The 13,074-nt window shown below is 57.7% G+C and carries 10 protein-coding genes; 5 read left to right on the forward strand and 5 right to left on the reverse strand.

Going from position 1 to position 13,074, the window contains the following annotated elements; translation table 11 throughout:
* From ACGYLX_RS17010 to ACGYLX_RS17030, 5 genes are all read left to right on the forward strand, one after another.
* Complete coding sequence (locus tag ACGYLX_RS17010; RefSeq protein ID WP_394450920.1) at nucleotides 1-1,980, forward strand: type IV secretory system conjugative DNA transfer family protein; 1,980 nt, start codon at nucleotides 1-3, stop codon at nucleotides 1,978-1,980.
* A 192-nt stretch (nucleotides 1,981-2,172) separates the two neighbouring features.
* Entirely contained in the window at nucleotides 2,173-3,507 is a 1,335-nt protein-coding gene (locus ACGYLX_RS17015; RefSeq protein WP_394450922.1) for a DUF4365 domain-containing protein, read from the forward strand.
* Nucleotides 3,504-4,979, forward strand: coding sequence for a hypothetical protein (locus ACGYLX_RS17020; protein WP_394450924.1), 1,476 nt, complete (start codon nucleotides 3,504-3,506; stop codon nucleotides 4,977-4,979). Before ACGYLX_RS17015 ends, ACGYLX_RS17020 begins: the two co-directional genes overlap by 4 nt.
* Nucleotides 4,980-5,044: 65 nt before the next feature.
* On the forward strand, nucleotides 5,045-7,033 hold the full coding sequence (locus ACGYLX_RS17025; protein WP_394450926.1) for an ATP-dependent endonuclease: 1,989 nt from the start codon (nucleotides 5,045-5,047) through the stop codon (nucleotides 7,031-7,033).
* A complete protein-coding gene (locus tag ACGYLX_RS17030; protein ID WP_394450928.1) occupies nucleotides 7,033-8,904 on the forward strand; it encodes a UvrD-helicase domain-containing protein in 1,872 nt (623 codons plus the stop codon). Before ACGYLX_RS17025 ends, ACGYLX_RS17030 begins: the two co-directional genes overlap by 1 nt.
* 61 nt (nucleotides 8,905-8,965) lie before the next feature.
* On the opposite strand, the gene ACGYLX_RS17035 is transcribed toward ACGYLX_RS17030, so the two are convergent.
* The 5 genes from ACGYLX_RS17035 to ACGYLX_RS17055 are packed head-to-tail and all read right to left on the reverse strand — an operon-like array spanning nucleotide 8,966 to nucleotide 13,070.
* A complete protein-coding gene (locus tag ACGYLX_RS17035) occupies nucleotides 8,966-10,381 on the reverse strand; it encodes a hypothetical protein (RefSeq protein ID WP_394450930.1) in 1,416 nt (471 codons plus the stop codon).
* Between the two features lie 12 nt (nucleotides 10,382-10,393).
* Nucleotides 10,394-11,470 carry a type IV secretion system protein gene (locus tag ACGYLX_RS17040; protein WP_394450932.1) on the reverse strand — a complete coding sequence of 359 codons (1,077 nt, stop codon included), beginning with the start codon at nucleotides 11,468-11,470 and terminating at the stop codon, nucleotides 10,394-10,396.
* A gap of 12 nt (nucleotides 11,471-11,482) precedes the next feature.
* Nucleotides 11,483-11,896: a hypothetical protein gene (locus ACGYLX_RS17045; protein ID WP_394450934.1), complete on the reverse strand. Its 414-nt coding sequence runs from the start codon at nucleotides 11,894-11,896 to the stop codon at nucleotides 11,483-11,485.
* Nucleotides 11,896-12,087, reverse strand: coding sequence for a DUF4177 domain-containing protein (locus ACGYLX_RS17050; RefSeq protein WP_089963179.1), 192 nt, complete (start codon nucleotides 12,085-12,087; stop codon nucleotides 11,896-11,898). Before ACGYLX_RS17050 ends, ACGYLX_RS17045 begins: the two co-directional genes overlap by 1 nt.
* Nucleotides 12,084-13,070, reverse strand: a complete 987-nt coding sequence (locus ACGYLX_RS17055) for an ATPase, T2SS/T4P/T4SS family (protein WP_394450936.1) — start codon at nucleotides 13,068-13,070, stop codon at nucleotides 12,084-12,086. The genes ACGYLX_RS17050 and ACGYLX_RS17055 overlap by 4 nt, the downstream gene beginning before the upstream one ends.
* Between the last annotated feature and the right edge of the window lie 4 nt (nucleotides 13,071-13,074).

Raw genomic sequence — 13,074 nt, forward strand, 5'->3', positions numbered from 1 at the left:
ATGGGAAAAGCGCGGATCGCCACGGGCGCCCTGCTTGTGACGCTGGTGACAGGGGCCATGGGCTATACCATTGCCTCGGCGGTGCTGACATACCAGGACCTTGGCTTCGGGGCCGAGATCGACTTCGCCTATGTCGCGCAGAACTACATGGCGATCCGCGATCGTCGACCGGAGGACGCGCAACTTATCCATCTGATCATCGGCAGCTTCGCCGCTGCCGGCCTGATGCTGAGCCTCGCCCTCTCGGGATCGGCCCTCACACGCTTTGGCCAGACCCATTGGCAGTCTGCGCGCGAGATGAAGGCCAACGGGTTTTTTGGCGCACCCGGGACCGGGTTCATCCTGGGCAAACTTGGGACGCCCGGCTCCCGCGCAAAATACATCTGCTCGAAAGTATTCCCGCACGCGCTGATCGTGGCGCCCACGGGCCGTGGCAAGACCACGGGCTTTGTCATTCCGAACCTGCTGATCTGGCAAGGCTCCGCCGTGACTCTCGATGTGAAGGGCGAGTGTTTCGAGGCCACGGCCCGTCACCGCGCAGCCCAGGGCGACAAGGTCTATCGTTTTGCCCCCACCGATTGGGAGGGCAAGCGCACGCATCGCTACAATCCGCTCCTGCGCATCTATCAACTGAAGGACCCTGCGCGCCAGCAGATGGAATTGCAGCTCCTGGCGACGCTCTTCCTGCAAAGCGACAACGACCGGGTGCAGGGCCTCCTCAAGGGCGGGATCGATCTCTTTGTGGCGGCGGGGCTTTTGGCATTCCAGCGCAAGCGCCCGACCTTGGGCGAGATCTACCGCATCGCCGCCTCGGGCGGGAACAAGCAGAAGGAGTATTTTGCGCGGGGCCATGAGGTCGACAACAGGGCCGCGAAGCTGATCTTCACGCGGCTGGCCTCCACCAACAACGACACGCTGACCTCTTACGTTTCGCTTCTGATGACATCGGGGCTCGATCAATGGCAGAACCCGGCGATCGACGAGGCGACGGCGGTGTCGGATTTTGATTTCCGGACGATCCGCAAAAAGCCCTTTTCGGTCTATCTCGTGGTCCAGCCGCTGATGGTGAAGCCGCTGGCGCCGCTGATCCGGCTCTTCTTCTCCGACCTGCTCTCGGCCATGCAGGAAAAGGATCCCGGGCCGGATGAGCCCTGGCCCGTGATGATCATGCTCGACGAGTTCAACCGTTTGGGCAAGATGCCCATCGTGGTCGAAAGCATCGAGACCCTGCGCACCTACCGCGGCCACTTGGCCGTGGTTACCCAGACGATCCCCGCCCTCGATGAAATCTATGGCGAGAACACCCGCCGTGCGCTGCAGGGCAACGCGGGCGTGAAACTCTATCTCACGCCCTCGGATGAAAAAACCGTCGAAGAGCTCAGCAAGGCTGTCGGCAAGACCACGAAAACCGTCATCACGCGCTCCCAGTCCATCGGCAAGAACCCCTTCGAAGGGCGCAGCCAATCTACACGGACTGAAGAGAGCTCTCTGCTGCCCGAAGATGAGGCGCGCCGCTTGCCGCTCGACGAGATCGTCATGGTGATCGATGCCCAGATGCCTGTCCGGGCGAAGCGGATCCAGTATTTTGACGACCGGCTGTTTAAGGCCATCCATGCGGCGCAGACAGGCGAGTTGCCATTTCCAGAGCCGGGGGGAGGGGGGCCGCAAGGCACGCTGCCGTTGAGCATGCGCGCCATGCCGATGACACCGCCACTGGACGGGTCTGGCGGATCCGAGGCCGACGTTGAGGCCGAACGCCAGGCTGCTGATGGCCAATCGTCAGGGAAAACTGATGTCGCTCCAAAGAAAACTTCGCCGGTCGTTCAAGCCGTTATCGCCGAGGAACAGCGACAGATTGAAATGGATTTTGGGGGGGAAGTGGCTGCTCTTGGTTCGGTGAAAGATGCGGATGTCGAGCAGGTACGAACGGCCGTACATGATTTGGGCGAGTTGGAGACAGCCCTAACACAGGGGCTCTAACTTGATGGGTTGTCGCATCCAGAAGTTGATGCAGTAAGAGGTGGTCACCAGCCGCGTTCTAGAAGTCTGAGATTTCGCTCTCTATCAGGTTTGACCCTTTGCAGGGGTAACCTCCATATCTTGTTGCTCCTCCCTTATGTTACTCCAGATAAAGTGTTACATCTGGAAAAGCCTGTTTTCGGGAATCGAGATGTGAATAAGAAAGTTACAACCAGCCAGCGAATTGGCGAAATCGGGGAGAAGGCGGCTAATCTTCAATTCTTGCGAATTGGGTTCCAATTCGATGGGCGTTCGCGGTTGGAAGCAGGGATAGACGGCATCGCTGAGGTGATGGACGATGATCAGCCGACTGCGAAGATGATTGCCGTTCAGGTCAAGGCTACTGAGCGTGGCAGCTATGTCGGCGAGACGAACGCCGGTTTCACCTATCGTGTCCGCGCTTCAGATTTCGACTATTGGCGTAGCTCCAACCTACCCGTCATCCTAGTTCTCTACAGGCAATTAGATGACACATTCTTCTGGAAGTCGCTCGAAAACCTCGTTGGCGAGGCCGAACGCACATTGCAGTTCGACAAGGAGCGCGACGTCTTGGACGGACGTGCGAAGGATCGCCTCGCTGCCCTGACCGTCGCCAAGCAAGGACACGGTTACTACGTCCCGCCACTTGGGGGAGGGGAGGACGCGATCATCAACATGGTGCCATTGCAGCTTCCTGAGGAAATCTTCGTCGCACAGACACAGCTCTCCACCCAGAAGGCGCTCGCCCGGATGAATAAGGTCCGGGAAGGCCAACGGTACGATTGGATGATCGATGAAACCTCGCTTTGGACATTCTGCGACCCGCTAACCACACCCGTTCGCGACCTAGTTGAGCGGGATCAGGTCGAACGGATCGAAACCGACTTTCTGGCACAACACGACGCCGTAGATCAGCAGCACAAATTTGCGGGCCTGTTGCGACATACTCTGGCGCATGACTTTCGGGATTTGCTTGGATGGGACCGAAAGAAAAAGCAGTTCTACTTCTTGCCGACACCTGGAGGCGTCGCGCGCAAGTTTCGCTATCTTGGTGCGAAGCAGAAGACACAGGCCGACGTTGTCAGCGTCTATCAGAAGTCGAAGGGGGAGGGGCCCATCGACTATGTGCGGCACCATTCATTCCATCCCCGGTTCGAGCGCTTGGCGGACCAATGGTACCTGATCATCAACCCATCCTACTACTTCACTTCGGATGGAGCGCGCGCGCTCAACTATCCGGATGCCTTGTTGTCCGGGAAGAAGCGCCTCGACACAAACAGCACCGTTCGAGGCCAGGTGATCATGTGGCATCGATTGCTGTCAGGTCTGGAATTTGAAGATGCCGGCGAACTGCTGGCACCCGACACCAAGACGGATCGTATCATCAAGTTTGGTGACCCGCCTTCCATCGAACTGCCGAAGAGTGTGCCCGAGGACGTGTGGGGCGCGAAGGCGCAAAAGTCGAGGAAGCCGTCCGGCTCGAATGAACAAGGCAGCTTCGACCTATGAGCGACTTCAAGACAAAGATCTTCCCGGAGCCTGAACTGGAATTTGGTGACCAACACCATCATCCTGATCCACGATTGGGGTTGCTACAGGCGGGCCCGTTGCAAACGAACCTGGGGGACACGATCAAAGTCGGCGTTGTTGGCAGCGCTCTGACCGTCGAAAAATCAGGCGAGTTTCTGAATGCGATCGAAGATGGGTTCGAGGGTAAGACCGAAAAGCACCCGAACCTGCACCCGGATTTCCCCGGGTTGAGAAACCAGAACCCCTATCGGTGCCGGTTTGAAATGGTGGCTGCCGAAGATGGAGTACTGACCAAAGGTCAGATCGAGAAGATTGCTAAGGAACCGAGCGATGCGCGTGCTGTGGAGATGGCCGTCGACGCAGTTATGGCGCAACTGGAAAAGCTGGAGGCGCATCATGAACGGCCGGGCGTGGTCATGGTTTCTCTCCCTGTCAAGTTGATCGAACGGGTCTGGAGAAACGAGCGGGCGCGCGATGACGGAGTTATAGAGGACGAAGCGGCCGACGCGAAAGCTGGCAGAGAAACCTCTCCGAACTTCCGTGGCTTGCTCAAGGCCAGAGCGATGGACCTCAGATTCTCAATTCAGATTGTTTGGGAGGATGTCATCAACCCCGATGCCAAGATCCCTCGCAAAATCAAGGAGAACTCTGACCGCCAAACCCAAGACCGAGCTGACCTCGCATGGAACCTTATGACGACGCTCTACTATAAGGGCAGCGGCAAGGTGCCCTGGCGCAGATTGCCGGAAGAAGGCGAGTTCACCGCCTGTTACATTGGCATCAGCTTTTTCAAGGATGCCGAAACCGACGAGATATGGACCAGTGCTGCGCAAATGTTCGACGAGCGGGGCAGAGGGTTCATTCTTAGAGGCGGTCCTGCACAGTCAGAGTCGCGGGGTCGCCACCCGTTCCTCACTATCGATGAGGCTCACAAGCTTACCGAGAGCGCCTTGGCCGCCTACAAATCGGTCCATAGAACGATGCCGGCACGCGTGATCGTCATGAAGACGTCGCGCTTTCGCGAGGACGAGGCCGAGGGTGTTGGCAAGGCGCTCGACGAGGCAGGTGTGGAACTGCGCGATCTCGTTTGGATTCATGAGAGCTATTCAGTCAAGGTGCTGCGCGACGGCGACTTCCCTGTCCTCCGCGGCACCTTCGTTGAACTGGACGGCAATGGGCTGCTCTATACCAACGGCAGCATTCCCTACTATGGGACCTATCCTGGCCTCTATGTCCCGAACCCCCTGTTGCTCTGTCCACACCCGCAAAGCGAGAGCACAATCGAACAGATTGCGAAGGAAGTTTTCAGCCTCACGAAGGTGAACTGGAACTCGACCCAGATGAACCAACGCTTGCCGATTCCGATCCGAGCAGCCCGTAAGGTTGGTGACGTATTGAAATACGTTCCCTCGGGGCAAAAGGTCAGCAGTGACTATCGGAAGTACATTTAGAGCCTCTTGGGCCTTCGGGAATTTGCAGAAACCGATTTGAAAAAATAGAACGCTAGGGAATTCGGATGAAGATTGACACACTTTTTATACGGAACTTCCGATGCTTCGGCGCAGAGGCTGAAACTCTCTGGTTTGAGAACGGGGTTACGGCATTGATTGGCGGAAACGGAGCCGGAAAAACGGCGGCGCTTCAGGCGTTAGCACGGCTTTTTGGTGTCTCAAGTGCAGAAAGACAGATCCAGACACGCGATTTTCATCTTAGGCCTGACCAAACCGAGCTCGATCCTGGAGCGACGTTGTCGATCGAGTGTATCCTGTCCTTCCCAGAATTAGACGGTCTTGACGAGGCGGCGGCGGCCGACGCCGTGCCGGATTTTTTCAACCATATGGCAGCAACCGGCCCTGGAGAACCGCTTAAAGCGCGCATGCGCCTGCAGGCAGTCTGGACGGATGACGGAACGCCCGATGGTACGGTGGAAGAGGACGTTCGCTGGATTGGTACGCTCGGTGATGACTACGATTGGGATGAGTGCCAAAGGGTCGCCGCCGTTGATCGTGGCACCATCCAACTTGTTTATGTGCCGGCGACCCGTAATCCGGCGGATCGTGTCACTGATTTGCTTAAGGGGCGTTTGTGGCGGGCTGCGAAATGGTCGGATCGCCTGTCCAAGACGACCGAGCGCGGAGCCAAGCTCATCCAGAAGCGTTTTGAGCGCGAAGCACCCGCAGAATTCATCGTCGAGCGGCTTACGAAGCGCTGGCGGGAGGTCCACGAAGCCGACACAGATTCGACGCCAGTGCTTAGACTTGTGGAAAGTCGGCTCGAGGAACTGGTCAGGCGCGTCGAATTTGCATTCCATCCCGATGAGGCCGGTCGCGAGCGGGCGCTTGTCGACCTAAGCGACGGTCAACGCTCTCTGTTTCATATAGCTCTAACTGCGGCGACGCTTGAAACCGAAAAAGATGCTCTGCGACTGGCCGCTGCCGATAGCCCGTTCGATCAGGAAAAGCTGCGGCGTGCTCATCTTACGATTCTGGCCATCGAAGAACCGGAAAACAGCCTGTCGCCGTTCTTCCTCTCTCGCATTATGAACCAAGCGCGCGACATCGGAGCGCTCAGCTCGGCGCAAGTACTGATCTCTAGCCACAGCGCTAGCATTTTGAGCCGTATCAAGCCGGACGAGGTGCGCTACTTCCGGCTCGATACGACCAGCAGGGCCTCATCGGTGAAATCTTTGACGCTACCTGACGATGCGACCGAGGCGGGTAAGTATGTCCGGCTCGCCGTGCGGGCGTATCCGGAGCTCTACTTCGCGCGGTTCGTCATCCTCGGCGAGGGGGACTCCGAACGAATTGTGTTGCCTCTGCTCGCGGAGGCGATGGGCGTCCCTCTTGATCCTTCTTTCGTGCCTGTTGTGCCGCTCGGCGGTCGCCATGTCGATCACTTTTGGCGGCTTCTTGACGCGCTGAAGATACCGCATGCAACGCTGATTGATCTCGACCTGGGGCGCTCACATGGCGGTGCGAACACGATAAGAACGACCGTCGGATCGCTCGCCGAAATTGGAAACGATCTCAGCAACAACTTGGATGTGATGATGGAAGTAGTCGAGCTCGCCAACCTTCCTGCCCTGTCCGACGAAGAGATGACTGATGGATTTGCCGAAAACAACTGGATGCAGGCGCTGAAAGACGAAGGTGTTTTTTTCTCCGATCCACTCGATCTGGACTTCGCGATGCTCGCGGCATTTCCAGACGCCTATAAGGAGCTCGATCCGGGCGCGCACGGTCCTGACGACAGTGAAGAGGCCTTGGAGCGCAAGAAAGCCGCCACTCTCAAAAAGGGCGGGAACGCTGGTCTCTACGATCCTGAGTGGGATGATTGCTTTATCTGGTATCCATACCTGTTCTTGAGCCGAAGCAAGCCTGAAACGCATCTGGCCGCGATTAATCGCATTCCGAAGGCAGATCTTGCCGCAAACGCTCCGCCTGAACTGTGCGCGCTGGTTCAACATGTCAAAATGAAGCTCGGTCTCGAGAACGGCGCAGATTGATGTTGGTGCTTCCCGATGATTGGAGGCCTCAGGGCGTCGACGATCTCGAGCCGGGCGCGTGGCAAGCGCTGCGCGAAACGGACCGAAGCGTATGCGTTACCGCCGGCGCAGGCGCGGGCAAGACAGAATTCCTAGCGCAAAAAGCAGCATACCTCCTGCAAACTGGCATCTGTCTGCCGCCCAAATGCATCCTGGCCATCAGCTTTAAAAGGGATGCTGCACAGACGCTCAAGGCGCGCGTAGGCAAGCGTTGTCCGCCCGATCAGGCGCGCCGTTTTCACTCGCTTACCTTCGATGCGTTCACCAAAAATATGTTAGACCGCTTTCGGGCCGCGATCCCTCAACCCTTTGGGCCGCCCCGCAACTATGAAATTGGGTTTCCGCGGCGCGATGATTTGGAGGACTTCCTCACCCGGAGCGGTCGGCGTGACATCGGCTGGCAAAAATTCGAAAAGGCGATCGCACGCGCGCCGCTTCCGTTCGATGCGGAGGGAATACCACCGGCTTGGCGCGAGCTACTTCATACTTATTGGCAGGAGCAATTGGAGCGTCCAACCGGTACGCTGCTCTCGTTTGCCATGATTAACAGACTTGTCGATTATTTGCTGCGCGAGAACCCCGCGATACGGCGTGCCCTGCAGCTCACCTATCCCTTCGTTTTCCTCGATGAATTCCAAGATACGACATATGCACAATATGATCTGGTGAAGAGTGCTTTTCATGGCAGTGATGCCGTTTTCACAGCCGTCGGCGACGACAAGCAACGCATTATGGGCTGGGCCGGGGCGATGGACAACGCCTTTCAGGAATTTGCTTCTGACTTCAATGCAGTGAACGGAGCGCTACGCTTTAACTGGCGGTCTCATGCGGATCTGGTCGCCATTCAACAGGTGATTGCGGAGCGCATCGATCCAAACGTAGAAGACGTTGAAGCAAGGGGGCAGCGCGCCGTCGACGGTCAGGTCGCTGCGCTTTGGCGTTTCGATACACGCGAGCAGGAAGCACAGCAAATCGCGGCTTGGATCGATAGAGAAATTGAGCACGGAATTCTGGAGCCGCATGATTGCGCCATTCTCGTGCGTATGCGCGCCGACGATGTTGAAGCCGAACTGACGGGCGTATTTGCAGCGCAAGGCCTGAAGATCAGAAACTTGGCGCGTAGTGTTGGTGGAATTGCGATTCAGGAACTACTTGCCGAAGAACTGACAGGTATCTTTATACCGCTCTTGAGGCTCGGTACTGGTGAACGTAGCCCGGGTGCCTGGAACGCCACTCAAGAACAGCTGCAAGCGCTATTCGCCATCGATACTGGCGATGAACGAGCCCAGGAGCGGCTGCAGCGAAGTATTGAAGAATTCTCCTCCACTTTGCGTGCGGCTATGCGCGATAACGAACAGAATGGCGAGAGCGCGGCAAATGTGTTTCAGATCGCCCTTGAATTTGTCGGTGCCGATCGGCTGCGCCAGGCTTTTCCCGCCTATAGACGGGACGCGGACTTCGAACGGGTACGGACAGGGTTCATCACGCTGTTTTGCGAATGCGCCGAAGCTGTGGACGCTTGGTCAGACGCTCTCGATCGCTTCGAAGGCATAGGCCAGGTGCCACTTATGACGATCCACAAAAGCAAGGGTCTTGAGTTTCACACAATGATCTTCTTCGGTCTCGATGCACAGACTTGGTGGAGCCTTTCACCCGGACGGGATGAAGAGCTGAATTCCTTCTTTGTCGCCTTCACGCGTGCCATGCAAAGGGCCTTCTTCGCTTATTGCAGTGAGCGCGGACAAGCGATCGGATGGCTTGAAAACATGTTGCTGCCGGCCGGTCTGGAGCGGGTCGACGGGCTCCTGCACCTTGCGGTTGGAGATGAATAGCAAGTTTAGTTTCAACCACGGCTTAGTGGCCCGTTGGTGCACACGGGGGTATGATCCCGGCTCAGAAGAAGGTGATCTCCCGCAGACCTTGAAATGCACCTTCTCTAAACGCGCCCGTTTTATGCAGCCGAGGGAAATCTGGAAGCCTGTCTAGCTCGACTAACGGAAGCAAAATGTCAGCGCTGAACCATGGCATTTTCGCGGACCTGCTTTCATCATACATCTTCGAAAGTGCCCTTCCGACCGCATAGGCTCCGGCCAAGTCAATTTTGGAAACGCGTGTTCTATTTCTGGGCAGCAGGCTCCCAGTTGTCGATTTACCGCCGACATTGAAATAGATCAGGTCATGGCCCCACCCGAGGCGTATGATATGTGTCCGGTCGGACCGTTGGATTGAAACTCCCGGATATAGGTCTCTGACCCAAACCTTATGTTCATCGCACCAGTCGAGGGCTTCCTTCAGCATCGCTACGCCGCCGAGGTCTTTCTTCCAGATCGGACATAGGTGCTGAAACCCGGCGAATTTGACCCGCTTCTGACTTCTGATGTCATTGGCAATGAAAGCGCCTTCGCGCGTGACCTTCGGAGACCACATTTGTTCCTCGAGCGTGGCTGCATCCTCCAAACCTATGTGTAAGTCATGAATCGCAACTTTGGTATCCGCGGAAATGGTTCTGTGTCGTGCTTCAAGCAGTGTGATGGGCGGTATCGGTTTCCTCGGGTATTGGTCGAGGATCGAAGGCCCGTTGGGTCGAACGATATCGTCAGAAACATCAACTGGTCTGTCCGTTTTCACGTCGTGGTCGACCAGCCAGCGGTACGGTGTCCCGAGGTCCATAGGATCATCATTCATGAGCGAAAGATGTGGCAGACCTTTTTTGAGGAACGCCATGATCTCGCGCGTATCCTGACGTTCCGCCCCCATGAGCCGTCCGTGAAAGGATTGGCGGTCTGACTTGCTTTCACGGGCTTTCAGTGTGTTTTCGATGCGCTCTCGTTCGATATCGCTTAGCTGGCGCCGCATGTACGCAATCGAAACATCTACGTCCCCATAGTCGTCAAGCTCCTCGAGCGCGCTGCCGAACAGCTTCAATGTGATACGTTGCAGGCGGTTCGGATCGCTGTTGATGACCTTGGCCCGAGCAAGCAGTTCAGAAATGATGGTCTGAACCTTATCGCGCCCGATACGCTTTCGCTTGGGTTCCAGTGCCAGGCGAGTTCCGTTTGGGGTTAGCTGCCAGCAAAACAAGCCTTCAAGTATGTCGGCAGGCTCCAAGTACCCAGCCTCGGCCATCTGGCGCAAGACGCGGTTGGCATGATGCGCATCGCAGTCCAGAACACGTATTGCCTCTTCAAGCCCGACAGATCTTCCATTCACTGCTGAGCGCAGGACTGCTTGAACCCGCTCTAGTGGTACCGTTTTTACTGGTGAATGTTTATGGGGCCTGCGTTCATCCAAGGCTCGGTAGCCGCGCAAAACAAAGCTTCATCACCTCCGCCCCAGCCTTCCCAGACGTGCAAGTTGCGCCAGCATCTGGGATCCGGCCCCCGGTGACCCTGTGCCGCTTGCCTGACCTGTCTGTCCCATGCCTTGCCGCACTGGCATCTGCTGCACACCAAAGAACTGCCGCGCTCTAAGGGCGGCAAATTCCGCACCACTTGCGCCACCGATTAAGTAGCGGTTGTAGGCTTGCTGGCTGCCCATGGCGGCGCGGGCGAAGCTGTAACCGCCGCCGAGACCACCTGAGAGGGCGGGCATCATGATGTTTCCGGAGATCGCGCGAACGATGAACGGCGTGGCGATAATGAAGCCCTTCGCCATGAGGACCATCATGAAGAAGGGGATGAGCGCGCCGATGTTTGAGGCCCCTTCCGGGTTGCCAAGCTCGCCGATGAGTGCGGAGGAGACACCCGTGATTGTCGCGAACACGCCGGCCACAACGATGGGGTAGAGCGCGAAGGAAACCAGTGCCGACAGCCAGCGCGCGAAATAGTCCTTGGTGACCTCGAAGAGGGTCAGAAAAATCATCACCGGTGCGATCCCGATCAGAAGTGCGATCATCAGGCGGGAGGCCACGAGGATGAAGGCGGCCAGCCCGCCGAGGATCGAGAGCAAGAGGACCCCGACAATGTCGAGCATGGCCCCTGCCATCCAGTTCAGCTCGGACCCGGCGGCGTTGAGATAGTCCCCTAGTTCCGCGATCAGCCGATCGAATTCTTCTGCAAAGGTGCCAGAGGGACCAGGGGTTCCGCCACCGACCGAGGCGACAAGCGCCCCCGCAATGCTGTCGATGCCGGCCAGGATGGCGGAGGAGAGGGCGTTGAACTGCACCCAGTTGGTCGCGAATATCCCGATGAGCCCGATCTTGACCGCGAGCCAGAAGGCCATGCGCCCGTCCATCGCCTTGTACTGGTAGATCATGTTCAGGAAGACGAGGATCACCACCAGAGTTGTTCCCAGCACCAGAAGCGTGCCGACTGTCGCCGCGACGGACCCGAACTGGGTTTCTGCGGCGGTGTCGAGATAGCCCTGGGAGGTTTCAACGAAATAGGTGACGACGCTCATGACGGGGCTGCCTTACCAATTGCCCGCGGCTTCGCAGATGGCCTTGGCGGCAGGGCGGGCAGCGTTTGCGCGGCGGTTGTAGGCGTCCGAGGCTTGCAGCATCTCCCATCGTTCGTCACTCGCGTACCTTTCCCGAAACACCGCCTCGGCAGCGTCCCAAGAGGGGAACCGGATTTCACAATCGCAGTTGCCAGTCTCGACGATGCGCTCGAGGTTTTGGGCGCGGTAGATGTCCTGAACCAGAACCCGCTGATAGGCTTGGCGCAATGGTATGTTTTGCATCCATTCGGACTCCAGCGGTCTGTCCGGGCAAACATCAAAACTGCGCTCAAGGCTCGGGACCAGGTTGCGCTCGGCCAAGGAGGATGACGCCGCCAGTACCAGAGCAAGAGTGACGAAAGTGATATCGATCCGGCAACGTATCATCAGACCGCGCCGCCAGCTGTCGTTTCCCGCTTCAGGAAGACAGTGTGTCCCACGTTGGCGAATTCCGAAGAGCTGATCGACACTACCTCCCAACCTTCTGCCCCTTTGGCATTAAGGCTGGCCTGCATGTCAGCGAGGCTGGTCTTACGAGTCATGGGAAAGCTGAGGATATCATATTCAAAGGTCTTCATTGGGAAGCTCCGATCTCATTGGCGCCGGGGAGGTAGAATTCGGTGATGCCGCGTTTGCCGTCATTCCGACCGGCTTGGATGATCACATCGATGGAGTTCTCGATGTACTGGATCATGTCAGCATAGGTCATTGGGATCTCGGTCTTGAGCGCCGCGATTGCGAGGCGCTGCACGGCAAGTTGCGGGGTTTCGGCGTGCAGCGTGGTCATTGACCCGCCATGACCGGTGTTTATCGCCTCGAGGAAGGTCATGGCCTCCTTGCCGCGCACTTCGCCGAGGATGATGCGGTCCGGGCGCATGCGCAGCGTCGCGGTCAGAAGCACATCGGCGGTTTGGAATTCCGCGTCGCGGTTGGCGATGAGGGTCACGGCATTGGGCTGGGTCGGCAGAAGCTCGGCCGCTTCCTCAATGGTGACGATGCGTTCTTCTGTTGGCACGTGCGAGAGGATCTTGCGCGCGGCGACGGTCTTGCCGGTGGACGTGCCGCCCGAGACGATCATGTTGAGCTTGTTGTCGACACAGAAGGCAAGTGCATCATCGATGGCGCCCGCGGCCACCACTTCGCGCAGTTCGCGGGTTTTCTCGAGGCGAAGTTCTTCCAGTTTGCGTTCCTTGCCATAGAGGAAATCGAGGGTGATCCCGTCGAGCGGCAGGCTTGAGAAGAACCGAAGGCTGATCGACATGGCTGAGAGCACGGCTGGCGGGGTGATGACCTGCGCCCGGATCGGGCGGCCCTTGTAGGTGATCGAGACGGAGACGATGGGGCGGTCCTTGCTCATCGCAGTGTTGGCGGAGGAAGCGATCTGGTTGCCGAGGTCCTTCACTTCGGTTGCGGTCAGCGTCTGATCCAGCTTCCGCATGAAATGATCGCCCTGGAATTCGCCCCAGCAGGTGCCGTCAGGGTTGATACATATCTCGATGACATCGTCGCGCGCGGCGGCATCGATCCGATCAAGCGAGGTCTGGAGATAGCTCAGCGACATGGGC

This window comes from Sulfitobacter sp. 1A13496 (assembly GCF_043557225.1).
In the GTDB taxonomy this organism is placed as follows: Bacteria; Pseudomonadota; Alphaproteobacteria; order Rhodobacterales; family Rhodobacteraceae; genus Sulfitobacter; species Sulfitobacter faviae.